At 66.9% G+C, this 26,117-nt stretch carries 26 protein-coding genes and 2 pseudogenes; 18 read left to right on the plus strand and 10 right to left on the minus strand.

All coding sequences use genetic code 11. The annotated features are described in order from the left end of the window. From murG to RCP38_RS07925, 7 genes are all read left to right on the plus strand, one after another. On the plus strand, positions 1–1,146 hold the full coding sequence (gene murG / locus RCP38_RS07895; protein WP_308476550.1) for an undecaprenyldiphospho-muramoylpentapeptide beta-N-acetylglucosaminyltransferase: 1,146 nt from the start codon (positions 1–3) through the stop codon (positions 1,144–1,146). A gap of 61 nt (positions 1,147–1,207) precedes the next feature. Beyond that, positions 1,208–2,692 carry a UDP-N-acetylmuramate--L-alanine ligase gene (gene murC, locus RCP38_RS07900; RefSeq protein WP_308476552.1) on the plus strand — a complete coding sequence of 495 codons (1,485 nt, stop codon included), beginning with the start codon at positions 1,208–1,210 and terminating at the stop codon, positions 2,690–2,692. Continuing rightward, on the plus strand, positions 2,689–3,741 hold the full coding sequence (locus RCP38_RS07905) for a cell division protein FtsQ/DivIB (protein WP_373692468.1): 1,053 nt from the start codon (positions 2,689–2,691) through the stop codon (positions 3,739–3,741). The genes murC and RCP38_RS07905 overlap by 4 nt, the downstream gene beginning before the upstream one ends. Before the next feature lie 250 nt (positions 3,742–3,991). Further along, positions 3,992–5,155 carry a cell division protein FtsZ gene (ftsZ, locus tag RCP38_RS07910; RefSeq protein WP_308476554.1) on the plus strand — a complete coding sequence of 388 codons (1,164 nt, stop codon included), beginning with the start codon at positions 3,992–3,994 and terminating at the stop codon, positions 5,153–5,155. Positions 5,156–5,170: 15 nt separating this feature from the next. Further along, entirely contained in the window at positions 5,171–5,878 is a 708-nt protein-coding gene (gene pgeF / locus RCP38_RS07915; protein ID WP_308476556.1) for a peptidoglycan editing factor PgeF, read from the plus strand. A gap of 155 nt (positions 5,879–6,033) precedes the next feature. Beyond that, complete coding sequence (locus RCP38_RS07920) at positions 6,034–6,699, plus strand: cell division protein SepF (protein ID WP_308476558.1); 666 nt, start codon at positions 6,034–6,036, stop codon at positions 6,697–6,699. Between the two features lie 70 nt (positions 6,700–6,769). Continuing rightward, positions 6,770–7,060 carry a YggT family protein gene (locus RCP38_RS07925; protein WP_308476559.1) on the plus strand — a complete coding sequence of 97 codons (291 nt, stop codon included), beginning with the start codon at positions 6,770–6,772 and terminating at the stop codon, positions 7,058–7,060. Positions 7,061–7,070: 10 nt separating this feature from the next. On the opposite strand, the gene RCP38_RS07930 is transcribed toward RCP38_RS07925, so the two are convergent. Continuing rightward, on the minus strand, positions 7,071–7,856 hold the full coding sequence (locus RCP38_RS07930; RefSeq protein ID WP_308476560.1) for a DUF2249 domain-containing protein: 786 nt from the start codon (positions 7,854–7,856) through the stop codon (positions 7,071–7,073). Positions 7,857–8,380: 524 nt separating this feature from the next. On the opposite strand from RCP38_RS07930, the gene wag31 reads away from it, so the two are divergent. Both wag31 and RCP38_RS07940 read left to right on the plus strand, forming a co-directional pair. Continuing rightward, a complete protein-coding gene (wag31, locus tag RCP38_RS07935) occupies positions 8,381–9,190 on the plus strand; it encodes a DivIVA-like cell division protein Wag31 (RefSeq protein WP_308476562.1) in 810 nt (269 codons plus the stop codon). 65 nt (positions 9,191–9,255) lie between these two features. Next, positions 9,256–9,654 (plus strand): hypothetical protein, encoded by a 399-nt coding sequence (locus tag RCP38_RS07940; RefSeq protein ID WP_308476564.1) that lies wholly within the window; start codon positions 9,256–9,258, stop codon positions 9,652–9,654. A gap of 8 nt (positions 9,655–9,662) precedes the next feature. Here the strand turns inward: RCP38_RS07940 and RCP38_RS07945 are convergent, their stop codons facing one another. From RCP38_RS07945 to RCP38_RS07955, 3 genes are read right to left on the minus strand one after another with little or no spacing between them, the layout of a single operon-like run. After that, the gene (locus tag RCP38_RS07945; RefSeq protein ID WP_308476566.1) at positions 9,663–10,352 is read right to left on the minus strand and encodes a phosphoribosyltransferase; all 690 of its coding nucleotides are present in this window, start codon (positions 10,350–10,352) and stop codon (positions 9,663–9,665) included. Between the two features lie 39 nt (positions 10,353–10,391). Continuing rightward, positions 10,392–13,262 carry an MMPL/RND family transporter gene (locus RCP38_RS07950; protein ID WP_308476568.1) on the minus strand — a complete coding sequence of 957 codons (2,871 nt, stop codon included), beginning with the start codon at positions 13,260–13,262 and terminating at the stop codon, positions 10,392–10,394. Then, positions 13,259–13,705, minus strand: a complete 447-nt coding sequence (locus RCP38_RS07955; RefSeq protein ID WP_308476570.1) for an MmpS family transport accessory protein — start codon at positions 13,703–13,705, stop codon at positions 13,259–13,261. The genes RCP38_RS07950 and RCP38_RS07955 overlap by 4 nt, the downstream gene beginning before the upstream one ends. 164 nt (positions 13,706–13,869) lie before the next feature. On the opposite strand from RCP38_RS07955, the gene RCP38_RS07960 reads away from it, so the two are divergent. The 3 genes from RCP38_RS07960 (at position 13,870) to RCP38_RS07970 (ending at position 16,525) form a co-directional block, all read left to right on the plus strand. Beyond that, positions 13,870–14,469: a TetR/AcrR family transcriptional regulator gene (locus tag RCP38_RS07960; protein ID WP_308476571.1), complete on the plus strand. Its 600-nt coding sequence runs from the start codon at positions 13,870–13,872 to the stop codon at positions 14,467–14,469. Positions 14,470–14,661: 192 nt separating this feature from the next. Further along, positions 14,662–15,915: a cytochrome P450 gene (locus tag RCP38_RS07965; RefSeq protein WP_308477120.1), complete on the plus strand. Its 1,254-nt coding sequence runs from the start codon at positions 14,662–14,664 to the stop codon at positions 15,913–15,915. Beyond that, positions 15,908–16,525: a TetR/AcrR family transcriptional regulator gene (locus RCP38_RS07970; RefSeq protein WP_308476573.1), complete on the plus strand. Its 618-nt coding sequence runs from the start codon at positions 15,908–15,910 to the stop codon at positions 16,523–16,525. The genes RCP38_RS07965 and RCP38_RS07970 overlap by 8 nt, the downstream gene beginning before the upstream one ends. Before the next feature lie 29 nt (positions 16,526–16,554). Here RCP38_RS07970 and RCP38_RS07975 read toward each other — a convergent pair whose 3' ends face one another. Further along, positions 16,555–17,181 carry a GntR family transcriptional regulator gene (locus RCP38_RS07975; protein ID WP_308476575.1) on the minus strand — a complete coding sequence of 209 codons (627 nt, stop codon included), beginning with the start codon at positions 17,179–17,181 and terminating at the stop codon, positions 16,555–16,557. Between the two features lie 209 nt (positions 17,182–17,390). On the opposite strand from RCP38_RS07975, the gene RCP38_RS07980 reads away from it, so the two are divergent. Both RCP38_RS07980 and RCP38_RS07985 read left to right on the plus strand, forming a co-directional pair. Then, on the plus strand, positions 17,391–18,461 hold the full coding sequence (locus tag RCP38_RS07980) for a class I SAM-dependent methyltransferase (RefSeq protein ID WP_308477121.1): 1,071 nt from the start codon (positions 17,391–17,393) through the stop codon (positions 18,459–18,461). A 19-nt stretch (positions 18,462–18,480) separates the two neighbouring features. Then, positions 18,481–19,467, plus strand: a complete 987-nt coding sequence (locus RCP38_RS07985; RefSeq protein WP_308476577.1) for an isopenicillin N synthase family dioxygenase — start codon at positions 18,481–18,483, stop codon at positions 19,465–19,467. Positions 19,468–19,719: 252 nt separating this feature from the next. On the opposite strand, the gene RCP38_RS07990 is transcribed toward RCP38_RS07985, so the two are convergent. From RCP38_RS07990 to RCP38_RS08010, 5 genes and pseudogenes are all read right to left on the minus strand, one after another. After that, positions 19,720–20,154 carry a type II toxin-antitoxin system VapC family toxin gene (locus RCP38_RS07990; RefSeq protein ID WP_046286737.1) on the minus strand — a complete coding sequence of 145 codons (435 nt, stop codon included), beginning with the start codon at positions 20,152–20,154 and terminating at the stop codon, positions 19,720–19,722. Positions 20,155–20,157: 3 nt separating this feature from the next. Further along, positions 20,158–20,612 (minus strand): annotated as a pseudogene (locus RCP38_RS07995) (type II toxin-antitoxin system Phd/YefM family antitoxin). 487 nt (positions 20,613–21,099) lie between these two features. Further along, the gene (locus tag RCP38_RS08000; protein ID WP_036428816.1) at positions 21,100–21,678 is read right to left on the minus strand and encodes a carboxymuconolactone decarboxylase family protein; all 579 of its coding nucleotides are present in this window, start codon (positions 21,676–21,678) and stop codon (positions 21,100–21,102) included. Then, the gene (locus tag RCP38_RS08005; protein ID WP_046286738.1) at positions 21,675–22,811 is read right to left on the minus strand and encodes a zinc-dependent alcohol dehydrogenase; all 1,137 of its coding nucleotides are present in this window, start codon (positions 22,809–22,811) and stop codon (positions 21,675–21,677) included. The genes RCP38_RS08000 and RCP38_RS08005 overlap by 4 nt, the downstream gene beginning before the upstream one ends. Further along, positions 22,808–23,176: pseudogene (locus RCP38_RS08010) on the minus strand (acetyl-CoA acetyltransferase); the annotation flags it as partial. The pseudogene RCP38_RS08010 and the gene RCP38_RS08005, both read right to left, overlap by 4 nt. Before the next feature lie 275 nt (positions 23,177–23,451). Between RCP38_RS08010 and RCP38_RS08015 the strand changes: the two are divergent. The 4 genes from RCP38_RS08015 (at position 23,452) to RCP38_RS08030 (ending at position 26,049) form a co-directional block, all read left to right on the plus strand. After that, a complete protein-coding gene (locus RCP38_RS08015) occupies positions 23,452–23,976 on the plus strand; it encodes a TetR/AcrR family transcriptional regulator (RefSeq protein WP_008256180.1) in 525 nt (174 codons plus the stop codon). A gap of 53 nt (positions 23,977–24,029) precedes the next feature. Beyond that, a complete protein-coding gene (locus RCP38_RS08020; RefSeq protein ID WP_046286743.1) occupies positions 24,030–24,467 on the plus strand; it encodes a PaaI family thioesterase in 438 nt (145 codons plus the stop codon). Beyond that, on the plus strand, positions 24,467–25,378 hold the full coding sequence (locus RCP38_RS08025) for an alpha/beta fold hydrolase (RefSeq protein ID WP_046286740.1): 912 nt from the start codon (positions 24,467–24,469) through the stop codon (positions 25,376–25,378). The genes RCP38_RS08020 and RCP38_RS08025 overlap by 1 nt, the downstream gene beginning before the upstream one ends. A 92-nt stretch (positions 25,379–25,470) precedes the next feature. Further along, entirely contained in the window at positions 25,471–26,049 is a 579-nt protein-coding gene (locus RCP38_RS08030) for a TetR/AcrR family transcriptional regulator (RefSeq protein ID WP_174682934.1), read from the plus strand. The last annotated feature ends 68 nt before the right edge of the window (positions 26,050–26,117 follow it).

Genomic DNA, 26,117 nt, shown 5'->3' on the forward strand with positions numbered 1-26,117 from the left:
GTGAACGACTCGGTCAGCACGCCGGAACGCGGTGAGCCGTTATCGGTGGTCCTGGCCGGCGGCGGCACTGCCGGTCACGTAGAGCCTGCGATGGCCGTCGCCGACGCGCTACGCCAACTGGACCCGGCCGTCCGGATCACCGCACTGGGCACCGCCCGCGGCCTGGAGACCCGGCTGGTACCCGCCCGCGGTTACGACCTCGAGCTGATCACACCGGTGCCGTTGCCGCGCAAGCTCAACGCCGACCTGGCCCGGTTGCCGCTGCGGGTGCGGCGGGCCGTCCGGGAGACCCGCGCGGTGTTGCGCGGGGTGCGCGCCGACGTGGTGATCGGCTTCGGCGGGTACGTGGCACTGCCGGCCTATCTGGCGGCGCGCGGACTCGGTGCCAACCGGGTGCCGGTGGTGATCCACGAAGCCAACGCCCGCGCCGGCCTGGCGAACCGGGTCGGGGCGCGGGGCGCCGCCCGGGTGCTGTCCGCGGTCCCCGATTGCGGTCTGGCCCGTCCCGAGGTGGTCGGCGTACCGGTCCGGTCGGCGATCACCACCCTCGACCGGGCCGCGCTGCGCGCCGCAGCCCGCGCCGAGTTCGGTTTCACCGACGACGCTCGGGTACTGCTGGTCTTCGGCGGTTCGCAGGGGGCCCGGTCGATCAATCGGGCCGTCGCCGGGGCCGCCAAACAGCTTGCCGCCGCTGGAATCTCGGTACTGCACGCGCACGGGCCGAAGAACACCCTGGACCTACCCGAGCCCGCGGCCGGTGATCCGCCGTATGTGGCGGTGCCCTACCTGGACCGGATGGACCTGGCATACGCGGCCGCGGACCTGGCGATCTGCCGCTCCGGGGCGATGACGGTGGCGGAGGTGTCGGCCGTCGGGCTGCCCGCGGTCTACGTTCCGCTGCCGATCGGCAACGGCGAACAGCGCCTCAACGCGCTGCCGGTGGTCGACGCCGGCGGTGGCGTGCTGGTCGACGACGCGGCGCTGACCCCGGACTTCGTCGCGGAGACCGTTGCCGCGCTGCTCACCGACACCGCTCGACTGGGCGCCATGACCAGCGCCGCGGTGCAGGCCGGGCATCCCGAGGCGGCACGCCGTGTGGCGTCCGTCGCACTGGAAGTCGCGAGCGCAGCGAGGGGCGGCCGGTGAGCGGCATGAGCGGGGCCGCACTGGAAGTCGCGAGCGCAGCGGGGGACGGCCGGTGAGCGGCATGAGCCCTGAACAACTGCCCCCCGAACTGAGCCGGGTGCACATGGTCGGTATCGGGGGAGCGGGCATGTCCGGTATCGCCCGGATTCTGCTGGACCGCGGTGGTTTGGTGTCGGGATCGGATGCCAAGGAGTCCCGCGGCATCCACGCCCTGCGGGCGCGCGGCGCGCAGGTGCGGATCGGCCACGACGCCTCGGCCCTGGATCTGCTGCCCGGCGGGGTCACCGCGGTGGTCACTACGCATGCGGCGATCCCCAAGACCAACCCCGAACTGGTCGAGGCCCGCCGCCGCGGTATTCCGGTGGTGTTGCGGCCGGCGGTGCTGGCCAAGCTGATGGCCGGCCGCACCACGTTGCTGGTGACCGGCACCCACGGCAAGACGACGACCACATCGATGCTGGTGGTGGCGCTTCAGCACTGCGGGCTGGACCCCTCGTTCGCCGTCGGCGGCGAATTGGGCGCCGCCGGTGCCGAAGCCGGCACCAACGCCCACCACGGCAGTGGGCCGCTCTTCGTCGCCGAGGCGGACGAGAGCGACGGCTCGTTGCTGGAATACACGCCCAACGTCGCGGTGGTGACCAACATCGAGGCCGACCACCTGGACTTCTTCGGCAGCGCCGAGGCGTACACCGAGGTTTTCGACGCGTTCGTGGAACGGATCGCCCCCGGTGGTGCCGCCGTGATCTGCGTCGACGATCCGGGCGCCGCCGAGCTGGCCGATCGCACTGCGGCACAGGGTATTCGGGTGCTGCGCTACGGCAGTGAAGGTACCGGTCCGGCGGCGCTGGACGGGGCGCTGTTGAGTTGGCAGCAGCACGGCACCGGTGCGATCGCCGAGATCGCGCTGCCCGCCACCGGCGATCGCGTGACGATGCGACTGGCGGTGCCCGGCAAGCACATGGCTCTCAACGCATTGGGCGCCTTGCTGGCGGCGGTCGAGGTCGGGGCGCCGCTGGACGGCGTACTCGACGGGCTGGCCGGCTTCGACGGGGTGCGGCGCCGCTTCGAGCTGGTCGGTTCCGCCGGCGCCGGGGGATCGGTGCAGGTCTTCGACGACTACGCCCACCATCCCACCGAGATCACCGCGACCCTGACCGCGGTCCGTGCCCTGCTGACGGAGCGGGGGGCCGGGCGCAGCCTGGTGGTGTTCCAGCCGCATCTGTATTCGCGGACAAAGGCTTTCGCCGGTGAATTCGGCCGGTCGCTGGACCATGCCGACGAGGTCTTCGTTCTCGATGTCTACGGGGCGCGGGAACAACCGCTGCCCGGCGTGAGCGGCGCCAGCGTCGCCGAGCATGTCAGTGTCGCGGTGCACTACCTGCCCGACTTCTCGGCGGTGCCCGAGGCGGTGGCGGCCGCGGCCGGTCCCGGCGATGTGATCCTCACGATGGGGGCCGGTGACGTGACCGTGCTGGGACCCGAGATCGTCACCGCGCTGCGGGCGCGCGCCGACCGGACACCCCCCGGTAGCCCGGGCGCGCCGTGACGGTGCCGCCCGGAACCCCGGCCGGCGTACCCGAGGAGCCGGATCCGGTCGGGGCAGACGAATTCGAGGCCGGCATCGACGACGGCGTCGCCGATTCGGCCTCGCCCGACGCGGGCGGGGAGGGCCTCGCCACTGATGCCAGCGACTCCACCGACGCCACCGACGGCGCCGGAACCGTCGACGGTGCGTCGTCGGCGGACGGGACGGCGGCGTCGGCCGCCGAGCCCACCGAGGTGGAGGGTCCGCGCCGCCGAGCCCGCCGGGAGCGGGCCGAGCGGCGCGCGGCCCAGGCCCGGGCCGAGGCGATCGAACAGGCCCGCCGGGACGCCAAGCGGCGGCTACGGGCGGGTTCGGTCGAACCGCCCAAAGATGTTCCGCGGGGGACCATCCGCGGACTGAAGATGGTGTTGGCCGGATTCCTGGCGGTGGTGTCGGTCGTCGGACTCGGGTTGATCCTGTACTTCACGCCGGTCATGTCGGTGCGCGACATCGAGATCACCGGTATCGAGACGGTGACGCGCGACGAGGTGCTGTCCGTGGTGCGCGTTCCGCTCGGTACGCCGTTGCTACAGGTCGACACCGGCAGTGTGGCCGAGCGGGTAGCCGCCATCCGGCGGGTCGCCGGAACGCGCGTGCAGCGCAAGTACCCGTCGGTGCTCGGGATCGCGGTGGTGGAGCGGATCCCGGTGGTGTACAAGGATTTCCCGGACGGACCGCATCTGTTCGACCGGGACGGCGTGGACTTCGCGACCGCGGTGCCGCCGCGGATGCTGCCGTACTTCGACGTCGAGGATCCCGGACCGACCGATCCCGCCTCGCTGGCTGCGTTGCAGGTGATGACCGCGCTGGCGCCCGACGTCGCCGGCCAGGTCAGCCGGGTGGCCGCCCAGTCGGTGGCGTCGGTGACCCTGACCCTGGTCGACAACAGGGTGGTGGTGTGGGGCAGCACCGATCGCACCGCGGAGAAGGCGCAGAAGCTCGCGGCGCTGCTCACCCAACCGGGGCACACCTACGACGTGTCGAGCCCGGATCTGCCCACCGTGCGATGACGGATCCGGCCCGCAGGATCGCGCGCTTCGCGTCGATTCCGGGCCGCCCGCGAAAATTGATCCGGTCTGCGTCGGCGCGTCGGCACCGATGACGCACCGGGCGGCCCTACTGTGGCGGTTGCGCAGAACAACTTGACATAACTCTAAGCCTTTGGTTGAGGTTGAGGGTTTGCCCGATGCAGATCGGCGAGCTCAGCGCCCAGACCCGGCCCCAGAGCGGATCAAGCCCCACCAGGGAGGAAGACGAACGATGACCCCACCGCACAACTATCTGGCCGTCATCAAAGTCGTGGGTATCGGTGGTGGCGGCGTCAACGCCGTCAACCGGATGATCGAGCAGGGCCTCAAGGGCGTCGAGTTCATCGCGATCAACACCGATGCACAGGCATTGCTGATGAGTGACGCCGACGTCAAGCTCGACGTCGGCCGTGACTCCACCCGCGGCCTCGGTGCCGGCGCCGACCCCGAAGTGGGCCGCCGGGCCGCCGAAGACGCCAAGGACGAGATCGAAGAACTGCTCCGCGGCGCGGACATGGTGTTCGTCACCGCCGGGGAGGGCGGCGGTACCGGCACCGGTGGCGCCCCGGTGGTCGCGACCATCGCCCGCAAACTCGGTGCGCTGACCGTCGGCGTGGTCACCCGGCCGTTCTCCTTCGAGGGCAAACGCCGCAGCAACCAGGCCGAGAACGGCATCACCGCGCTGCGGGAGAGTTGCGACACCCTGATCGTGATCCCCAACGACCGCCTGCTGCAGATGGGTGATGCCCAGGTGTCGCTGATGGACGCGTTCCGCAGCGCCGACGAAGTACTGCTCAACGGTGTGCAGGGCATCACCGACCTGATCACCACGCCGGGCTTGATCAACGTGGACTTCGCCGACGTCAAGGGCATTATGAGCGGCGCAGGCACCGCGTTGATGGGCATCGGCTCGGCCCGCGGTGACGGACGTGCGCTCAAAGCCGCCGAGGTCGCGATCAACTCGCCGCTGCTGGAGGCCTCGATGGAGGGCGCCCAGGGTGTGCTGATGTCGGTCGCCGGCGGCAGCGACCTGGGCCTGTTCGAGATCAACGAGGCCGCGTCGCTGGTCCAGGACGCCGCGCACCCCGAGGCCAACATCATCTTCGGCACCGTGATCGACGACTCGCTCGGCGACGAGGTGCGGGTGACGGTGATCGCGGCCGGCTTCGACTCGGCCGGACCCAGTCGCAAGCCGGTGACCGGCGCCCCCGGTCAGCCCCGGCATGCGGTGGCACCCGGCCAGGCCGGCAAGGTCACCTCGTCGCTGTTCGACCCGGTCGACGCGGTCAGTGTGCCCGCACCCACCAACGGTGCGACGGTCAGCGTCGGCGGCCGCAACGGCGACGACGGGTGCGATGACGACGACGTCGACGTGCCACCCTTCATGCGCCACTGAGTCGGCGTCGCGCAGGTGAGTTTTCGCGTACGCCGGGTGACGACCACCCGGACCGGGGGTGTCTCCAAGGCCCCGTTCGACGGTTTCAACCTCGGCGACCACGTCGGCGACGATCCGGCCGCGGTCGCGGCCAACCGGGCACGGCTGGCCAAGGCCACCGGGTTGGGTGCCGACCGCTTGGTGTGGATGAATCAGGTGCACGGTGACCACGTCGTCGTCGTCGACGGGCCGCGGGACGGCGTGGTCGAGGCGACCGACGCCCTGGTGACCACCGTGCCCCGGTTGGCGATGGTGGTGGTGACCGCCGACTGCGTGCCGGTGCTGTTGGCCGACGCGCGGGCCGGGGTGGTCGCGGCGGTGCACGCCGGCCGGGTCGGTGCGCAGCGCGGGGTGGTGCCCCGCACCGTGGAGGCGATGCTGGCCGCCGGTGCCCGGGCCGGCGACATCTCGGTCTTGCTGGGGCCCGCCGTGAGCGGCGCGCACTACGAGGTGCCCGCGGCGATGGCTGACGAGGTCGAGGCGGCCTTGCCGGGCAGTCGGACCGTCACCACGGCGGGTACTCCGGGACTGGATCTGAGGGCCGGAATCGCCCGTCAATTAACGGAATTGGGCATCAAGGCCATCGATGTCGATCCGCGCTGCACGGCGGCGGATCCGAAGCTCTTCAGTCACCGCCGCGACGGCCGAACCGGCCGACTGGCCTCCCTGGTCTGGCTGGAATGACGCCGCGGCCGCGGTGGCGCGAGGGCACCGGTGAAACCGGTTGTGACTGTCCGCGTGTCGGTGCCGCGTCGGGACCCTCGCTGCCGTTACCGTCACCGTTATTAGTCACTTCAGTCACACCTTCATCACAGTCATCAGCCTAGAAGGGTCCAAGGATGAGCACACTCCACAAGGTCAAGGCCTACTTCGGGATGGCTCCTATGGAGGACTACGACGACGACTACTACGACGACGGCGATGACCGCGCCGGATCGCGTGACTACGCGCCGCGGGCCGAGCGGTTCAACGAGGACGTCTTCGACCGGGTCGGGCGATCGGAGAGTCGCTACGACGACCGGTTCGAGGACCGCGACTACGACGACGAGCCGGCCGGCTACCGCGGCGGGTACGACGCCCCCCGGGACTCGCGTTACCGCACCCGTGAATTCGACCGTCCCCGTGACCTCGACCGCGGTCGGTTCGGCTCACCGCACGGGGCGACCCTGGGTGCGCTGGCCATGGAACCGCGCCGGATGGCGCAGATGTTCGACGAGGGCAGCCCGCTGTCGAAGATCGTCACGCTGCGTCCCAAGGACTACAGCGAGGCCCGCACCATCGGCGAGCGGTTCCGCGACGGCGCCCCGGTGATCATGGACCTGGTGTCGATGGACAACGCCGACGCCAAGCGGCTGGTGGACTTCGCCGCGGGCCTGGCGTTCGCACTGCGGGGCTCCTTCGACAAGGTCGCCACCAAGGTTTTCCTGCTCTCGCCGGCCGACGTCGTGGTCTCCCCGGAGGAGCGCCGCCGGATCGCCGAGACCGGCTTCTACGCCTATCGGTAGGCTGGAACGGCAGTCGAGCCGCTCAGCGCTGCTGATGCCGGCACATCGTCGTCAGTAAGGTCGCACTCCGTTGGCGCTGTTCTTCACCCTTCTCAGCATCGCGCTGTTCCTGTTCTGGTTGCTGCTGCTTGCGCGGATCGTCATCGAGTTCGTCGTCTCGTTCAGCCGTGACTGGCATCCGACGGGCGCCGTCGCGGTGATCCTCGAACTGGTCATGAGCGTCACCGACCCGCCGGTGAAGCTGCTGCGGCGGCTGATCCCGCAGTTGACCATCGGTGCGGTCCGCATCGACCTGTCGATCATGGTGCTGCTGCTGATCCTGTGGGCCGCGATGTCGGTGGTCCGCCAGTACGCGGCCTAGCCGCGGGCGCTCAGACCCGGGTCAGGCGCAGCCGCCACGCCTCCGGCCCACGCTCCTCGTAACCGACCGCCAGCCGACCGCCGCTGCGCTCGGCGAGCTGGCGCAGCAGCGGAATGGGATCGTGCGACGCCACCAACAGCAGCGACCCGCCCACCGGGACCGCGTCGAACGCGCCGAACACCGTCGCGTGCCGGATGGCGTGCGGAACCTCGCGGACGTCGAGTTCGGGCATCTCGTCGTCCTCCTCGCCGCAGTCGCACCCACCGTGCCCATGCCCGTCCGGGCCGGGGTGGGCCGATCGGGCCGGGTCCGATGCGGCTTCGGGAAGGGCGGCCACCAACTCGGCCAGCGCGATGCCGTTGGCCGCCGCCAACGCCGGCAGCAGCAGATCGGCGATCTTGCCCAATACCGCCTCCAGCAGCACCCGCAGCGCCTCGGCGTGCATCACGGCCTGCACTCGGTCGGTGTCGCGGGCGACGCGTGCCGCGGCTTGCTCGATCAGTTGCTGCTCGCCGAGGAGTCCTTCGATGAGCAGGCGGGCCCGTTCGACGGTCGCCGACGCCGGGTAGATCACGTCGGTGGCGGCGCGCAGCTGGGGGCGGACGGTTCGGTCGAGGAATGCCTGGAGTGCGCGGCGGGCTTCGTCGAATTCGGTACCGGCCGTGCCGATCGCGGCGAGCAGCGCACCGGTCAGCGCGGTCTGGTGCCCGAGCAGTTCGGCGTATCGGGAACGAATCTCGTCCACCGCTGCCGAGTCTGCTGCACTGGTCGCCACGATCACGTCGTTGGTTGTCATTCCCGAGGGTCCTTCCGGTCCGGCTCCGAGTGGGTCGACCCCTGCCGCGAATTTCTACGGGAGGTCATTGTGAATAATACGGCGGCGGTGATCATGCCGGTAGTCCCGTGGGGCGGGGAGGTTGGGGAGCCGGCCGGTGGGCCGATACGTTTCCGGGGTAGCGAAATGCATCACATTTCGTGGCCGGGAGGGTTAAGTCTTTTGCTGGTGGGGGTCTGGGCGGAACAGTGGCGCAGCGGCGCGGCGGGTCGGGGAAGTACCTGTTCTCGGCCGAGTCGGCCGCGGGGAAATGCCGGTAGGCACCGCTCACCGGCGCGGATCGTCGATCCGCCGCGATGCTTGCGTTTGCCAAAGCGTGATTTCTGTGGCAGCTATTTGAAATTCACTCTTAATATCGTTCTCATTGCCGGGTGCCGCGGCGGATGTGACAGGATGGACGGCAGTTACAACCCGGCTAGTGATTCCCGGTCGCACTACCCGTACCCGATCGGCGCTACCAACTACCTGACTTGAGGGGGCAGACGATGCCACTAACACCTGCTGACGTCCACAACGTCGCGTTCAGTAAGCCGCCGATCGGCAAGCGCGGCTACAACGAAGACGAGGTCGACGCCTTCCTGGATCTGGTGGAGGGCGAGCTGACCCGGCTCATCGAGGAGAACACCGACCTGCGTCAGCGGATCGGCGAGCTCGACCAGGAGCTTGCTGCGGCTCGTGCCGGCGGGGGCGCCGCGCAGGCCGCCCCCTCGATCCCGGTCTACGAGCCCGCCCCCGAGCCGGTGGCCGCGCCGCAGCCGGTGGTCGCCGCGCCGGCCGCCCAGGAGCCGCCGGCGGAGGAGCAGCATCTCAAGGCCGCTCGGGTGCTGAGCCTGGCCCAGGACACCGCCGACCGGTTGACGGGCACCGCCCGGGCCGAGTCGGAGAAGCTCATGGCCGACGCCCGTGCCAACGCCGACCAGATCCTCACCGAGGCGCGGCAGACCGCCGAGACGACCGTCGCCGAAGCCCGTCAGCGGGCCGACGCCCTGCTCACCGACGCGCAGACGCGCTCGGAGACCCAGCTGCGCCAAGCCCAGGAGAAGGCCGACGCGCTGCAGGCCGATGCGGAACGCAAGCACTCGGAGATCATGGGCACCATCAACCAGCAGCGCACCGTGCTGGAGGGTCGCCTCGAGCAGCTGCGCACCTTCGAACGCGAGTACCGCACCCGGCTCAAGACCTACCTCGAATCCCAGCTCGAAGAATTGGGTCAGCGGGGTTCGGCGGCACCGGTGGACAGCAGTGCCCCCGGTGACGGCGGCGGCTTCAACAATTTCAACCGCGGCAGCAACTGACCGTCGGAGCTGACCCGCCGGCCGGCGGAATCGAGTAGTTCGGCCGTCGTACTGGAGGTGGATCGATGCTGATCATCGCGATGGTGTTGGCGGCCATTGGCCTCGCCGCACTGGTCTTCGCCGTGGTCACCAGCAATGCGTTGGTGGCCTGGGTCTGCGTCGGTGCGAGCCTGCTCGGGGTGCTGCTGCTCATCGTCGATGCGTTGCGCGAACGGCGGGCCAACCTGCCGGCGAGCGCAGCCGAGGACGCCGAGGACTCGGACGCCGACGAGGGCGCTGAGAGCACCGAGGCCGGCGACGACCTCGACATCGCGGCCGAGAGCGAAACCACGGAAGCCACGGAAGCCGCCGATAGCCCGGCCGACGCGGCCGAAGCGGACTCCGCCGCAGTGACCGACACGGTCGCGGACGCCGGTGCCGACACCGCGACCACGGAGGAGACCGCGGCGCAGCCGACGGAGTGATCCCGGGTTCAACCGGCGGCAGCGGTGGCCAGTAGGTCGCGCACTGCGGCGTCGCCGACTTGCTCGAAATCCAGATAGGCCTGGCCGACCGCGTCGAACGGGGTGGGCATCGTCGCGCAGACGATGTCGTCGGCTTCCTGCCCGATCCTGCGGCAGGCCGCCGGCGCGCCCACCGGCACCGCGACGATGACCGACCGCGGATCGGCCGCCTGGACGGCCCGCAGGGCGGCCAGCATGCTCGCCCCGGTCGCAATCCCGTCGTCGACCAGGATCACCATCCGGCCGTGCAGATCCGCGGGCGCTCGCGCGCCACGGTAGGTACGTTCGCGACGACGCAGTTCGGCGGTCTCCCGGTCGATCACCGACTGCAGCACGTCGTCGTCGATCCCCAGCTCGGCCAGGACGCGGTCGTTGCGCACCACCCGCCCGCCGGCCAGCGCCCCCATCGCCAACTCGGGCTGCCGTGGAGCACCGAGCTTGCGGACCACGAACACATCCAGCGGCGCCCGCAGCGCCGCGGCGACCTCCCAGGCGACCGGCACCCCGCCGCGGGCCAGGCCCAGCACCAGTGGTGGCGGGGCGCCCGCGGTGTCGGGCAGCCGATCGCGGAGCAACCCCGCCAAGGCTCGACCGGCGTCACCGCGGTCTCGGAACGTGCGGGCCGCCGGCCGAGGTAAGAACGCACCCGGGCGAGTCATCTCCCCATCGAGCTTACGACGGCCGGGTCCGGGACGACGTCAGTGCGACAGCGCCTCGGTGGGCTGCGATTCGACGGCCTCGGGCCACTTCGCGGGCACCGGCCGCTGCCGGACAACCTGCGGCCACCAGAACCACTTGCCCAGCAGTGCGGCGATGGACGGCGTCATGAACGACCGCACGATCAACGTGTCGAACAACAGCCCCATGCCGATGGTGGTGCCGATCTGACCGAGGATCACCAGATCGCTGAAGATGAAGGCACACATCGTCGCCGAGAACACCAGACCGGCGGCGGTGACCACCGAGCCGGTGCCGCCCATCGACCGGATGATCCCGGTGTTCAGGCCGGCATGCAGCTCCTCCTTGAACCGCGACACCAGCAGCAGGTTGTAGTCCGCTCCCACCGCCAACAGCAGGATGATGGCCAGCGGCACCACGACCCAGAACAGGTGAATCCCGAAGATGTACTGCCACACCAGGACCGACAGGCCCACCGACGCCCCCAGGGACAGGACGACGGTGCCGACGATCACGATCGCGGCGACCAGGCTGCGGGTCACGATCACCATGATCAACAGGATGAGTGCGACCGCGGCCAACGCCGAGATCATCAGGTCGTACTTCATCCCCTCCTGGATGTCCTTGTTGGTGGCGCCGATACCCGCCACGTAGATCTTCGCGTCCGACATCGGGGTCGCCTTGAGGGCGTCGAACACCGCTTCCTTGATCGCATCGATGTGCGGAATCGCCTGGGGGTCGGCCGGATTCCCCTGATGGGTGACGATCATCCGGGCGGCGTGGCCGTCCGGCGACAGGAACAGCTTGAGTCCGCGCTTGAAGTCGTCGTTGTCGAAGGCCTCCGGCGGCAGGTAGAACGTGTCGTCGTTCTTGGCGTCGTCGAACGCCTTGCCCATTGCGGTGGCGTTGTTCAAGGCCTCTTCGCTCTGCGAGTTGATGCCCCCGGTGGTCGCGAAGTTCGACAGTGTCAGGTCGCGGTTGCGCTCCTGAATCGCGATCTGCGGCGGCAACAACTCGACCAGCTGCGGCTGCAGGGCATCGAGGGTGTCGAGGCTGGCGGTGATGGTGCTGAACTTCTCGGACAGTTCGGCTATCCCGTCGAGGGAGTCGAACACCGACCGCAACGCCCAACACATCGGAATGTCGAAGCAGTGCGGTTCCCAGTAGAAGTAGTTGCGCATCGGGCGGAACTGGTCGTCGAAGTCGGCGAGCTTGTCCCGCAGATCGTTGACGGTCTCGACGGTGTCGTGGAACGCCCGGGTCTGTTCGTGGGTGGCGGCGGCGCTCTGTCGCTGCAGGTCGAGCTGCTGGCGGAGCACCGCGATGGTGTTGTCGATCTCGCCGGCCTGCTTGAGCAGGTCGTTGGCCCGGGCCTTCTGATAGTCCAGGTTCATGATCTGGCTGGCGCTGGAGGCACTGATCTGGAACGGAATCGAGCTGTGCGTGATCGGTGTCCCGAGCGGCCGGGTGATCGACTGCACCAGCGCGATTCCCGGCGTGTGGAGCACCGCCTTGGCCGCCCGCTCCAGAATCAGCATGTCGGCGGGATTGCGCATGTCGTGATCGGTCTCGATCATCACCAGTTCGGGGTTGATCCGGGCCTCGGTGAAATGCCTTTCGGCCGCCTCCATGCCGATGACACCGGGTGCGCTGGCGGGAATGTAGGGCCGGTTGTCGAAGCTGGTGTGCAAGCCGGGCAACGCCAGCAAGCCGATGAACGCGACTGCCATGGTGACCACCAGGATCGGTCCGGGCCAGCGCACGATCGTCGTGCCGATCCGCCGCCAACCCCGCGTCCGTTGCGCGACCTTGGGTTCCATCAGCCCGAACCGGGTGGCGATCAACAGCACCGCGGGACCCAGCGTGAGCGCGGCGGCCAGCGTGACCAGCACACCGATGGCGGCGGGTATCCCGAGGGTCTGGAAGTAGGGGAGCCGGGTCAGGCCCATGCATGCGACCGCACCGGCGATGGTCAGGCCGGATCCGACCATGACGTGCACGGTGCCGCGCCACATGTCGTAGTAGGCCTCCAGGCGTTCCATGCCCTTGCCGCGGGCCTCCTGATAGCGCCCGACGACGAAGATCGCGTAGTCGGTTCCGGCGGCAATCGCCAAGAGCGTCAACAGGTTCGTCGCATAGGTGGACAGGCCGATCACGCCGGAGTGGGCCAGCACCGCGACCAGGCCGCGGGCCGCCGCGAGCTCGACGGCGACGGCCAGCAACACGATCACCATGGTCGTCAGGGAGCGGTAGACGAACAGCAGCATCAGGCCGATCACCAGGAAGGTGACGGCGGTGACCTCGTTGGTGCCCTCGCTGCCGACTTCGAAGTTGTCGGTCACCAGTGGCGACGCGCCGGTGATGTAGGCGTGGAGTCCGGCCGGCGGCGGGTTGGCGGCCACGATCTCACGGACGGCGTCGACGGATTCGTTCGACATCGCCTCGCCCTGGTTGCCGCGCAGATAGATCTGTGTCAGCGCGGCTTTGCCGTCTTTGCTCTGCGAGCCGCCGGCGGTCAGCGGGTCGCCCCAGAAGTCCTGGACGTGCTCGACGTGCTCGGTGTCCTCCCGGAGTTTCTTGACCAGGCCGTCGTAGTAGGTGTGGGCGTCGGGACCCAGCACCTCATCGCCTTCCAGCACGAGCATCGCCGCACTGTCGGAGTCGAATTCGTCGAAGACCTCGCCGATGTGGCGCATCGCGAGAATGCCCGGGGCATCCGGGGCGTTCTGCCCCACCGAGCGTTCCCAGCCGACTACTTCGAGTTGGGGCGCAACGGTGTTGGTGATCGCGGCGATCGCGATCCAGACGAGCAGGATCGGCAACGCGAGTTTGTGGATGGCCCGGGCCACCAACGGGCCGTCGGACGGGGGAGCGGTGCGGTGTTCGCTCATGCGGTCTTGTCCAAGCAGGAGATGTAGCCGTTCACGTTGTCCGAAGACCTCTCGTCCTTGACGATTCCGTTGACGGTGATGCGGCAGCCGATGGTGTCGCCGTCACCCTGTGCGCGCAGGTCGGCATACATCGTCGGCTCGTCGGTGGTCAGCGTCTGCGACCACGGCAGCGGGACCTGCTCGACGCGTTGGGGTTGGGCGTCGATATCCAGATAGTTGATCGTGGCTACCGACCCGGGCGTCCCGAACACCTCGAAGAACACGTGCTTGGGGTTGTATCCGGTGTTCTCCAGGGCTTCCGAGCCGGGCCGGGAGATTTCGTTGTGGGAGCCGAAGTAGCCGCGCAACCGGTCGACGCTGAACCCGACCAGGGCGACCACCACGATCACCACGATCGCCACCCATTGCCGACGAATCAGTTTGGTCAGTGAAAGCCTGCTCACAACAAAGCCCTCCGACGCCCCGCGGACGATCACCGATGGCGTACGGTGAAAACATCCCGTAAGAGAGAACGGTACGGTACCGTACGCCGCTATCGCAACCTGGTTGATGTTAGGGGCGAACGACTCTGCTGCGGGGCTGCACCGCTGTGGTAGGTAAGGGACTGATGGCTGACGACGCTGAGGACTGCTTGGACTGCCCGTGGAGTGAGCGGGAGTCCGAACTGCTGGCGATCACACTCGAGCTGCTGCAGGAACGCGGCTATGACCGCTTCAGTGTCGAAGCCGTGGCGACGCGGGCCAAGGCCAGTAAGGCCACCGTGTATCGGCGCTGGCCCACCAAAGCCGACCTGGTGCTCGCCGCGTTCATCGAGGGCACCCGGTCCACGGCCAGTCCGCCCGACACCGGGTCGCTGCGCGGGGATCTGATGGCGATCGGCCTGTCGACCTGTGAGCAGGCGCTGGAGCACATGCGCACCATGCGTGCGGTGCTCAACGAGATGTCGCACAGTCCGGCGCTGCAAGAGGTGATGCGGCAGAAGTTCGTGCTGCAGCGCAAAGTGGTGATCGACAACGTGCTGGCCGATGCCGTCACGCGCGGCGAGATCGCGGCCTGCGCGATCGACGACGAGATCTTCGATCTGCTGGCGGGCTACCTGGTGTTCCGGGCGCTGGTATCCGACCGGCCGCCGACCGCCGAAACGGTCCGGATCATGGTCGACGACGTGTTGCTGCCCAGTCTGCGAGCCAAGAGCGCGGGCGGATAGCCGGCTTTCACGGGCGGGGATGGGCACTGCGACGAATCATTGAAGAACGTATGACCACTTACCGGTGGTCGGCCGTCTTTCTACGGAATCTACGTCGGATCCTTGACTGATCTTTCCGGATGATCATACGCTTTGCGTTGAAACGTCCGATGAGCAACACCCGTGCGGGTAGCGACGGAAGCCGAGGCATCGATGACCGTGCAGAGTGTCTTACCCAACGTCTTCGAGGCCGATCTGCCCACCCTGGAGTACGGCCTCGAGGCCGCGCCGCACGACATCTTGGCCGATGTCCGGGCGGCGCAGGCATGCGCGCCGATCGCCATCGGACCCCTCGGCCCGGAGATCCTGTCCTACGATCTGGCTCGGGAAATTCTGCGCGACAACAGGTTCCGTCTGCCCTCCGGTATCACGCTGGCGGCGCAGGGCATCACGTCTGGACCGCTGTTCGACAAGTTGGAGAGCAGCCTGCTGGGTCTGGACGGTCCGCCGCACACCCGGTTGCGCAAACTGGTCGCCAAGGCGTTCACGCCCCGCGCCACGGCGGGACTGCACGACACCATCCACGAGGTGATCGACGGGCTGATCGATCAGGTGGTGGATGCGGGACGCTGCGACGTCGTGACCGATATCGCCCGGCCCTATCCCACCCCGGTCATCTGCGCCCTGCTCGGTGCACCGCGCGAGGACTGGCAGCTGTTCGCCGACTGGACCGCGGAGGTCTTCAAGGCCTTCAACTTTCAGCCGGATGTCACCTTCGACGAACAGGCGATCATGCGGGCCTGGGGCGAGCTCGACGCATACGTCGACGACATGGTCGCCGCCCGCCGAGACGACCTGACCGATGATCTGCTCTCCGAGCTCATCCGCGCCGAGAACGAAGGGGATCGTCTCGACCTCGACGAACTGCGCATGCTGGTGGCCGGTTTCCTGATGGCGGGCACCGATACCACCCGCAACCAGTTGGCCGCGTCGGTGCAGGTGCTCTGCGACCATCCCGATCAATGGGCGATGCTGCGCGAGCATCCGGAACTCGCGATGCAGGCGGTCGAGGAGAGCATGCGCCATTCGCCGGCGGCCAGTATCGTGCCGCGGACCGCCCTGGTGGACGTCGAATTCGGCGGCTACCTGTTCCCGGCGGGCACATTCGTGCTCGCGAACACCTTTGCCGCCAACCGCGATCCGGCGATCTACGCCGATGCCGATCGATTCGACATCACCCGCACCGACCTGCCGCCCATCCTGACGTTCGGCGGCGGCGCGCACTACTGCCTGGGGGCGAACCTGGCGCGGCGTGAGCTGGCCGAGGCGCTGACCGTACTCACCCGTCGGCTTCCCGTCGCCGAGCGTGTCGGCCCGGCGCCGTGGAAACCCCTGCTGGGCATGACCGGCCCCACCACGCTGACGATCGAATTCAGCAGTGCGAGGGCGGTGGCCACGGATGCGTAGCCGGGGCTGGGCGGGGGTCACGCCGGCCACCGACGACGAGGCGATCGCGCGGATCCTGTCGGCCGTGGACGACGAGGTCGCCGAGCGCGGGCCGGCGATACGCCTCGCCGACGTGGCTCGCCGGCTCGGTGTCACGCGCCAGACGGTGTACCGCTACTTTCCCAATGCCGACGCGCTGCTGATCGCCAGCTCCATGCGCGCGGTCAACGGGTTCATCGACCAGGTCGTCGAACACGCCGCCGGACTCGGCGACCCGGTCACCGCGCTGGTCGAATGCCTGTCGTTCGGAGTCGAGAGGCTCGCCGGTGACCCACAACTGGAGACGCTGCTGACCCGCCGCGAGGACGGCGACGCCGTCGCCTCGCTGACCTCCGACACGGCGATCGCCTTCTGCCTGTCGGTCTTCGACCGCCTCGACGTCGACTGGCGACTGCACGGGTTCGGTGCCGCCGAACTGCACGAACTCGCCGAAATGACCCTGCGCACCGTGCAATCGCTGCTGACCGATCCCGGGCAGCGCCGGCGCGAGGGGGCGGAACTGCGCCGCTTCATCGCCCGGTGGCTCGGTCCGGCGATCCTGTATCCGCGGCTGGTGTCGATAGCCCGGTAGGCGACGGCCCGGGCGCTGCCGTCGGTGCGCTAGGCGATGTGGTTGCCGCGTGATTGGTGTTCGCGGAGTCGTGTTGCGAAGGTCGTCCAATCCCCGGCCTCGGCATCGCACAGTAGGTTTCGATGCTCGTCCAGCACGAGTTCGGGGTCCCCGCTGACCGTCGGACTACGGACGATCGACAGGTATTGGCGATCTTGCAGGCGGTCGTAGAACGCCAGCATCGTGGCGTTGTTCGTGAGCTCCACAAAGGCGCGGTGAAACTGCATGGCCAACGTCGCGAAGCCCGGATAGTCGCGCCGGCGCAGGGCGTCCTCTTGCCCATCAAGGTTCGTCCGAAGCCGTCGCCCCAAGAGATTGCGTGCTTCGGGATCGCCGAGTTGTACGCCGGCGCACTCGAACGCATGCCGCACTTGGTCTGATTCGCGCATCTCGTCGACGCCCAACTCGCACACCAGCGCACCGCGCTTGGGGTAGATCCGCACCAGGCCTTCGTCTTGCAAGCGGCCCAGGGCCGCACGTACCGGTGTTCGGCTCATAGACATCGACGAGGCCAGGGCGGACTCGCTGAGCATGGTCCCGGCGGGGAATTCACCGCTGAGAACGCCCGCGCGTATCACGGAGTGAGCCCGTTGTGCGGAGGTCGTGGTGTCCTGCACCGGAGCCTCCTGTCCGTAGATCGTCTGGTCGCCGGCAAGCCAGAGTCGGCAGCGAATTATCCGGCCGCACGTCCTGCCTAGGATACCGCTAGTATCCTAGATGCGCGGCCGGTTGAGGCGGGCGAGTCTGCCTGTGTCGACCGTCATCGGCCGCGCCGAGTGACACAGTGGATTCGAGGAGCGCGGTGACCAGACCAGTGGACCAACAGTTGCCGGGCGAGCCGTCTCCGGAGGTAACGGCTTTCGCCGATCGCGTCACCGATGCGTTGGACGCCGCCGGGCTCACACTGCTGCTCAGTCTCGGGCATCAAAGCGGCTTGTTCGACGTACTAGCCGACCTCTCCGCGCCGGCGACCAGCGCGCAGATCGCCGAGTCCGCCGGACTCGACGAACGCTACGTCCGTGAATGGTTGGGTGGCACGGTGGTGGCCGGCGTCGTCGACTACGACGCCGAGACGGCGACGTATCGGTTGCCGACGCACCACGCTGCGGTGCTGACCCGTGCCGCGGGGTCCGCCAACCTGGCGCGCGTCGCGCAGTACATCGCACTCCTGGGCGAAGTCGAACAGAAGGTGTTGGCCTGTTTCCGCCGCGGGGGCGGGCTGCCCTACAGCGACTATCCCCGCTTCCATACCGTGATGGCGGAACGCAGCGGCGAAGTGTTCGATACGGCGCTCATCGACGTCGTCCTTCCCCTGGTCGACGGACTGCCGCAACGGCTCCGCGAAGGTACGGATGTGGCCGACATCGGCTGCGGCAGCGGCCATGCCGTCAACGTGATGGGACAGGCGTTCCCCAACAGTCGATTCACCGGCATCGACATCTCGTCGGAGGGCATCGAGCGGGCGATACGGGAGGCGAACCAGCGGGGACTGACCAATGTGACGTTCGAGGCCGAAGACCTGACGACGTTCGATGCCGCGTCGCGGTACGACGTCGTGACCGCGTTCGATGCCATACACGATCAGGCACACCCGGCGCGGGTGCTGGAGAACATCTATCGGTGTCTGCGGCCCGGGGGCATCTTCTTGATGGCGGATGCTCGGGCATCAAGCCATCTCGAAGAGAACATCGGTGTCCCTAGCAACACCTACCGTTACACGGTCTCGTTGATGCACTGCATGCCTGTCTCATTGGCCTTGAACGGTGCCGGGCTGGGCACCATGTGGGGTCGCCAACTCGCCATGTCGATGCTGGCCGACGCCGGCTTCGTCGACGTCGAGTGCACCGAGATCGAGCAGGATCCGTCGAACTACTACTACATCGCCACCAAGCGGTGACCGGGCTGGAGGCCATCCTGTGCTGCCGGTCGTAGACTTTTCACTCCTCGACCGCCCCGCTGAGCGCATCAGGCTTCGGGAGGTCACCCATACCGCGGGCTTCTTCTATCTTGTCGGCCACGGTGTCTCCGAAGAGTTGGTCAGCGACCTGCATGGCATGGCGAGAGAATTCTTTGCCCTGCCCGACCAGGACAAGCAGGCGATCGAACTTGCACGCAGTCCACACTTTCGCGGCTACTCAAGGGTCGGCGGTGAACTGACCAATGGGGAGGTGGACTGGCGTGAACAGATCGACTTCGGCCCCGAGGCGGACGCCGTCGACGGACCCGTCGGCCCGCAGTGGCTGCGTGGGCCCAACCAGTGGCCCGCAGCGATCCCCGCGATGCCGGAACTGATCGTTCGCTATCAACGCGAGATGAACGCGATTTCGCGAGAGTTGTTGCAGCGCTGGGCCCAATCTCTGGGGGCGCCGGCAGGGGTCTTCGACTCCGCGTTCGGCACAGAGCCCGCCTCGCTGATGAAGCTGATCCACTATCCACGGCGACCCGCGCATGTCTCCGGTGATCAGGGCGTGGGCGCACACAAGGATCCGGGCGTCATGACGCTGCTGAGCCTGCAGCACGATTCGACGGGACTGCAGGTGCAGGACCTCGACGGCCAATGGCTGGACGCGCCACCGTTGGACGGTGCGTTCATCGTCAATATCGGCGAGCTGCTGGAGGTCTCGACGGGCGGTTATCTTCGTGCCACTCCGCATCGTGTGGTGGCCCCGGTGTCTGCGCCGGCACGAATCTCGATCCCATACTTTTTTGGCCCGGCACTCGATGGTGTCGTTCCTACGCTTGCGCTACCACCCGATCTTGCCGCCGAAGCCAGGCCGATCAGCCACGATGTCAACAATCGGCTGTACGGAACTTACGGCGAGAACATGTGGAAGGCCAAGCGGCGTGCCCATCCCGACGTGTTCGCGCGGTGGCACGGGGCTGCATTGACCGACGGCCCGTAGACCTGTCGTTGTCGGTGTCGGTACGAATCCGGACGTGGCAGCTTGACCGGTGAGTGCTGTCAGTTCATCGCGGCGTCGCCGCTCAACGCATTCGATCGGCGCGGAAATGATCGCAAGGGTGCATATCGCTTTCCTCAGTGATGTGTCCGAGGGGGGACTTGGCCACTTACGACACGGGTTCTGACCTGGCGAATCGGTACCTGATCGTCATCCATGCCGGGGTCGACCCACCTCTGACGTCGAGCGGTCGGATTAGCGGTCGAGTTGGGCGGGGGCGAGTCGGCACCCGGCGGCTTGGGCTCCGGCGTGCAGGCGTCGGTCCCAAACGGCGACGATCAGGCCGGGGTCGCCGACTGCCAACGCGCTGGCCAGATGGACAGCGTCGGCTCCGCGCAAGGCATGGGCGCGGGCGAGGCGGCCGGCGTGCTGTTCAATTGTCGCGGTGAGTTCGACTGGGCGGGTGGCGGCCCAGAAGTCCTCCCAGTCACGCTCGGCAGCGGCGAGCTCGGATTCAGTTAGGTCGTGATTGCGGGCTGCTGCAGCGAGTGCGGCGCGGACTTCGGGGTAGGCCAGACGGCTGGACAATGCGGCGTCGCAGCCGTCCCATAGCGCGGACGCCAGCGAGCTCCCTGTCTCGGTGGTGAGAAGTTTGACGAAGGCGCTGGCGTCGAAGTAGACGAGCGGCACCGGTCAGCGCCGCTGGTCGCTGACCTGGTCAGACACCGGCCGCCGCGGCCTGGGCCGGGACCGTCCCGCAGCGACGGGCCGCTGCGCGGTGGCCCTGCCAATCACGCCTTCGGCCGTGAGACGCTCCAAGGTGCCTGCGCTGTCCAGCGCAGCGAGTCGCGCGACCGGAATCCCGCGGTCGGTGATGACGACCTCACCACCAGCCCGAACTCGATCGAGCCAATCGCTAAGGTGCGCGCGCAACTCGGTCACGGATACCTCCACACCGTGAACTGTACACTCGCTGAACCGTGATTTGTACATGTCACTCCTGAGTGTGGCAACGACGACCTGAGAGATTGACCTGCGCAAGCCGGAGGCGAGGTGGCAACGGGCCGGTACACCGATTCGTCCGCGGTGCTGGCGACGCCGAGACGGTCGATATCATGGTGGCTGGTGGCCTTCCGTCCAAGCTGCATCCGAAGGTGTTGCGGCGGAAGGTGTTTGCCGTCCCCGGTGGGACTTCGGCGCAGCTGGCGTTCGTGGTCAGCTGCATGGAGGCGGCAGCGCCTCGGTGTCGGACGCCGGGTCTAGCTTGCAGCAGCGGGCTCTTGAATTCTCTGCTTGAGGTGCTGTGTGCGGTGACTGCTGGCGATCGCCTTCATTGGCGTTCTGTTGCCAGCGACCCGATTGAACGACTCTCCCAGTAGTAACAGTTGGCCTGAGTCGCGAAGAACCTCGACATGCCTTGGATCGTATTCGTATGACGGAGCGTGCTTCAAGCTGGTGTAGGCGTCCCAGAACAGTTGGCTCCACATGTTTAGTTGGTGGCATTACCCCGAGACCGTGGCTATGAGACCGAAATCACAACTACCCGTTTGAAATTCAATAGCCCACAACTGACTAGGAACATAAGGGGTAACCGAGCTTCAACTTGGGTGCGATTGCTGAACAACCGGTTTTTACTCAATCGTCACGTCGAGGGGCTCGCCCATCGGGCGGCCAGGAGTCGGTACCCGACTCAAGCGGAATATTCAAGGATCGAAGCAGGATCGAAAAGAGCCGCCAATTGGCGATCGCTCCGACAAGTTCGACCAAAACCGCGTGATCGCCATTGAATGCCTTGTGGCACGCGGCCCAGTTTTCCTCGGCAATGACCCCGTCACGTACCACATCATCGGTCGCCGCCAGGACTGCACGCTCGGCATGGCCCAGACGATTGGAACTTTGCCAGTCACGCACCGCCAGAAGGTCATCCGAAGCCACACCGAGCAGCGTCGCGATTCGCCAATGCTGTGTCCACTCATATACCGACCCCGTTACCCAGCCGATGCGCATGATGATCAATTCGCGTAGCCGGGCGTCGAGCACACCGTTAAATAGCAGCGCCTCGAGCATTCCGTACAGGGCCACTGCGAGGCTCGGCTGGTGAAGTGCCACGCGAAATACTGACAGTTCTGCCATCTCTTCGGGCAGCCCACACTCGGCAGCCCGCAGCCGGGCCTGCTCAAGGTCGAGCATCGGTACGCGTTCCGTCCTCGTCACGTGACCTTTCTCTGTTGAAGCTCCGCATGCTGTGAGGGCGTGGGCACGAAGACGTTGTGCAGGGCCGCACTCGATTTGGCATTTTCATCTGCAAGCGAACTGAGCAGCGGCGCGAGACCAGCGAATCCGGTTGATTCTCTTGTGATCCGGTCGAACGGCCAGCGGCGCGTGGCCAGAATCTCGAGGGCTGCCCGGTAGGCGGGATACTCCACGCCGAGTGCACCGGAGATGTGTAATTCCTTATACACCAGCGTGTCTGGTTCAAAGCCGGGCGCGCCGCCTCCGCCGCGGGTGCCGGCAACCACGACCGTGCCGCCAGGCCTGGCAAGGGCGACGGCGTCGGCGAACGCGGAGGGTGCTTTGGCGGTGACATCGACGACCACGTCGGCAAGCTGTCCGCCTGTCTCACGCTGGAGCGCTGTCACTGCATCGTCCTGCGATACGTCGATGGGCAGGTCGACACCGAATGATCTGGCTATGGCCAGTCGCTGATCGTCGCGTGGACCGATGCCGGTCATCGCGACGAAAGCGGCTCCCGCCTCTTTCGCCGCCACCGCCGCGCAGATCCCGCGGATGCCCGGTCCCAGTATCGCTACGATACCCCCCGCCTTGGTGTCGGGAAGAGTTTTCCCCCATTGGATACCGGCCCCGAGAGGGTTGAACAACGTGGCGAGAACGGGGTCCATGTCTTCGGCAATCGGGAGTAGCATCGCGTCCCACGGAAGCTCCACATGGGTGGCGTATCCGCCCCATAACCCGGCGCCGATCTCCACGTCGACGAACCCGAACATGGTGGCGATGCCGTTCACCGCACATCGCCGGTATTCGCCGCGGCGACACTCCGGGCAGTCTCGGCAGGACCGGAACACCTCGACGGCCACGCGCTGGCCGGCCTGGACGCACAAGCGTTCGCTGGCCGCATTGCCGACATGTTCGACGATGCCGACGATTTCGTGACCTGGAACGAATGAGAAGCCGGCAGGCAGGTGTCCGGTGAATTGTTCGTGATCTGTACCGCATAGACCACATGCTTCAACTCGCAGGATCGCACCGCGGTCACCGACGTCGGGGATGGTCATCTGGCGCCGCTCCAGATTCCGCGGTCCGGTCAACACCATGGCCTCGGCGATCATGGAAGCTCGAATCCCGTGGACGACCCTGTGTTTCGGAGGCAAACCGTTCTGCCAACGTACATCTCGCCCGCCATCGCCTCGGCAATCTGCGGATCGTCGCTGCGTGCGACGACTCTTCGCCCGTCGGACAGGTGCGCGATGATCGGTGTCCATCGAGGTCGCCCGTCTCGGTCGTATTCGACCGTGTACCCGTCCACTGTCGCGCGACCGGTCGCCTCGTCGACGCCTGCGACGGCCAGCCGCGATGAATCGATCTGAGCTTGTTCGTCTGCCGTGTCGATCAGTCGCCACCCGGTTGGTGGAGGGGTGGCCGACCACACACCGACCGAATGTTTCGTCGAATACCAACCGAGGCCGGTGACGACGTCGTCCCCGCGATGGGTTACTTCGCCTACGCCGACCACCACCGGAGTACGCGCTTCTACCGACAATCGATCACTCGCTCAGGGCCACGGGCTGTTGTGAGACACGAATGCGATGGTGTCATATCTGCAGTCAAGCCACAATGGTGTGCGCCCGCGGCATACTGGCTGTTGTGTCGACGAAGTTGGTGCGATGGGGTGCCGCCGCGCCGTCAGATCGTGGTTCCGCTCGCGACCGATTGCTAGATGCTGCCGAGCGGTGCCTAGAGAGTTGCGGCGTGGTAGGCACGACCATGGAGGACATCGGCAGAACAGCGGGTGTCTCCAGGGCAACGGTGTATCGCTACTTCCCTAATCGGGAGGCGGTGATGTCGGGCGTCATCATTCGCGCCGCCGAGCGCTATCTCGATCGCATCAACCCCCGGATCGCGGAGCACACCGATCTGGGCTCCGCTCTCGTCGATTTCGTGGAATACACAGTTGAGGCCGCGCGCCGCGAAGAGATCATCGGATTGTTGTTCGGCAGCGACGAGGAACTCGCCGGCGTTGGCCTCGCGGCGGGGACCTCGACGTCACTCTTCGAACTCGTCACCGAGTTTCTCCGTCCCATCTTCAGGAGACACTGGAGTTACGTAGAACCGGGCGTCTCCGTCGACGACGCCGCCGAGTGGGTTCTCCGCACGATACTGAGCCTGCTGACTGTTCGAGGACCGCGGGAGCGCAGTCGTGACGGGCTCCGGACATTTCTTTCAAGGTTTCTCCTTCCCGCAATCCTGGCGAGCGACCATTGTCGACCGATGTGACAGACAAGGCGTAATGTCTCAACCACAGCTGAGGTAGGAGGCCGGACATGTCTGTGCAGTTCACCACGTTCAACCAGCAGGTCGCTGAACAACTGCAGAGCGCAGCAGAAACCACGGGCGGGTTGGCCGGTTACCTCGGCTTCCGGCACACTGACTTCACTGCTGGACGGCTCGTCGCGGAGATGGACGCACGCGACGACCTGAAGACGCCTTTCGGCAACTTGCATGGCGGCTGCTTGTCGGCCATGGTCGACCATTGCCTTGGAGTGGTGTTTTATCCCGTGATTCCGATGGGATCCTGGGTCGCGACGACGGAGTTCAAACTGAATTTGCTTCGTCCAGTTTCCAGCGGAACCTGTGTAGCCACGGCTGAGATCATCTCGCTGGGCAGAACCAGCGGTGTGGCACGTATCGACATCTGCAACGACGGCAGAGCGGTGTGTGCGGCGCAGGGCACCGTCACCGTCGTCGCACCGAAGGCCATCTCTTGATGTCTGCAAACAGAGCACATGATTTGTCCGCTCCTGTCGTCGAGCGCGTGCCCACGGTGGATGGGCTCTCGCTGGCGGTCGACTTCTACCGCTGTGACGGACCGCGGGCGGTCGTGTTGCTCCTTCACGGCGGTGGTCAGAGCCGGCACGCCTGGGATGTCACCGCCCAACGATTGCATCAGCGGGGCTACACCGTTGCCGCCTACGACGCAAGGGGACATGGTGACAGCGACTGGGATCCAGACGGACGCTATGACATCGAACGGCTGGGGTCCGACCTGTTGGCCGTGCGCGCGTACGCCGGCTCCGCCCGCCCAGTTGCCGCGATCGGGGCATCGTTGGGCGGTTTGACCATCCTCGGCACGCACTTGCTCGCCCCATCGGAGCTATGGCAGGCCGTCGTCCTGGTTGACATCACTCCGCGAATGCAGATGCACGGCGCCCGCCGAGTCCTATCGTTCATGTCGGCCCATCCCGAAGGTTTCGACAGCCTAGAGTCGGCCGCTGACGTGATCGCCGCCTACAACCCGCACCGCCCTCGCCCCGAAAACGTCGACGGCCTTCAAAAAGTCCTCCGCCGACGTGGAGACGGTCGCTGGGCCTGGCGATGGGATCCGGCGTTTGCGACGTCGAATTTTCAGTTCCTGCAGAGTGATTCAGACGACGGCGCAGAGGAGTTCGAGATGATGAGCGCATTCCTTGTCGATGGCGCGCGACAGGTGTCCGCGCCGGCGCTGCTGGTCCGCGGCCTGCTGTCGGACATAGTCTCCGAAGAGACAGTGAAGGATTTCCTCACCTTGGTTCCCCACGCGCAAACCGTTGACGTGTCAGGCGCGGGCCACATGGTTGCTGGCGACAACAACGACGCATTCTCGACGGCGGTCGTCGACTTTCTCGACCGTACCGTTTGACGCCAGTCGTCGGGCTGCGCGGGAGATCCCAGTTCGCCACCTATTCTGCTCGTATGCCAACTGATTCGGCGCGGATGTCGTTTCGCCGACATATCCGCGAGCAGGTCTTGAGGGCGACACGGGAACTCACCATTGAGAAGGGCTGGGAACAAGTCCGAGTGAGTGAGGTCGCCGAACTTGTCGGCGTCTCCCGACCGACGCTATACAAGGAGTTCGGCGATAAGCAGGGACTTGGTGACGCGCTCGTGGTGGCCGAGGGTCAGCGCTTCCTGGAGGGTATCCACGCCATTCTCGCCGAACACACCGGCGACGTTCAGGGCGGCATCACCGCAGCGGTGCGGTTCACCCTGCGTGAAGCAGAAGCCAGTCCGCTCCTGAAGTCGGTGCTGACGTCCAACCACTCAGGGGATGATCGCGCCGGTGCGCCGACGACGGGCGTTCTTCCTCTCCTGCCGACATCGGCGTCCCTGCTCCAGCTCTCCTCCGCGGCTTTGGTCGCGTGGTTTCACGACCACTTCGCCGATCTCGACTCCGAAGACGTCGAGGAGGTCGCAGACGTTCTGGTGCGGCTCACCGTGAGTCACGTCGTTCTTCCCTCCGCGGACATCGCCACCACGGGTGCGCGGATCTCGCGGGTGGCGCTCCGCTACCTCGGCGTTGGCTATAGATAGCTGTGACTTGAGCGGTCTTGGCCTCGATCCACTGACAATGGACTGTTTGTCGGGGTGTCGGGATAAGG

Origin of the sequence: Mycolicibacter sp. MU0083, assembly GCF_963378075.1 — a bacterium.
Taxonomy (GTDB): Bacteria; Actinomycetota; Actinomycetes; order Mycobacteriales; family Mycobacteriaceae; genus Mycobacterium; species Mycobacterium kokjensenii.

Coding starts and splice junctions, on each gene's coding strand:
- RCP38_RS08025 (WP_046286740.1), top strand. CDS start 24,467: ATGTCTGCAAACAGAGCACATGATTTGTCCGCTCCTGTCGTCGAGCGC.
- RCP38_RS07960 (WP_308476571.1), top strand. CDS start 13,870: ATGGCTGACGACGCTGAGGACTGCTTGGACTGCCCGTGGAGTGAGCGG.
- RCP38_RS08005 (WP_046286738.1), bottom strand. CDS start 22,811: ATGATCGCCGAGGCCATGGTGTTGACCGGACCGCGGAATCTGGAGCGG.
- RCP38_RS07930 (WP_308476560.1), bottom strand. CDS start 7,856: ATGACAACCAACGACGTGATCGTGGCGACCAGTGCAGCAGACTCGGCA.
- RCP38_RS07945 (WP_308476566.1), bottom strand. CDS start 10,352: ATGACTCGCCCGGGTGCGTTCTTACCTCGGCCGGCGGCCCGCACGTTC.
- RCP38_RS07970 (WP_308476573.1), top strand. CDS start 15,908: ATGCGTAGCCGGGGCTGGGCGGGGGTCACGCCGGCCACCGACGACGAG.
- wag31 (WP_308476562.1), top strand. CDS start 8,381: ATGCCACTAACACCTGCTGACGTCCACAACGTCGCGTTCAGTAAGCCG.
- RCP38_RS07920 (WP_308476558.1), top strand. CDS start 6,034: ATGAGCACACTCCACAAGGTCAAGGCCTACTTCGGGATGGCTCCTATG.
- ftsZ (WP_308476554.1), top strand. CDS start 3,992: ATGACCCCACCGCACAACTATCTGGCCGTCATCAAAGTCGTGGGTATC.
- murC (WP_308476552.1), top strand. CDS start 1,208: ATGAGCCCTGAACAACTGCCCCCCGAACTGAGCCGGGTGCACATGGTC.
- RCP38_RS07965 (WP_308477120.1), top strand. CDS start 14,662: ATGACCGTGCAGAGTGTCTTACCCAACGTCTTCGAGGCCGATCTGCCC.
- RCP38_RS07940 (WP_308476564.1), top strand. CDS start 9,256: ATGCTGATCATCGCGATGGTGTTGGCGGCCATTGGCCTCGCCGCACTG.
- RCP38_RS07950 (WP_308476568.1), bottom strand. CDS start 13,262: ATGAGCGAACACCGCACCGCTCCCCCGTCCGACGGCCCGTTGGTGGCC.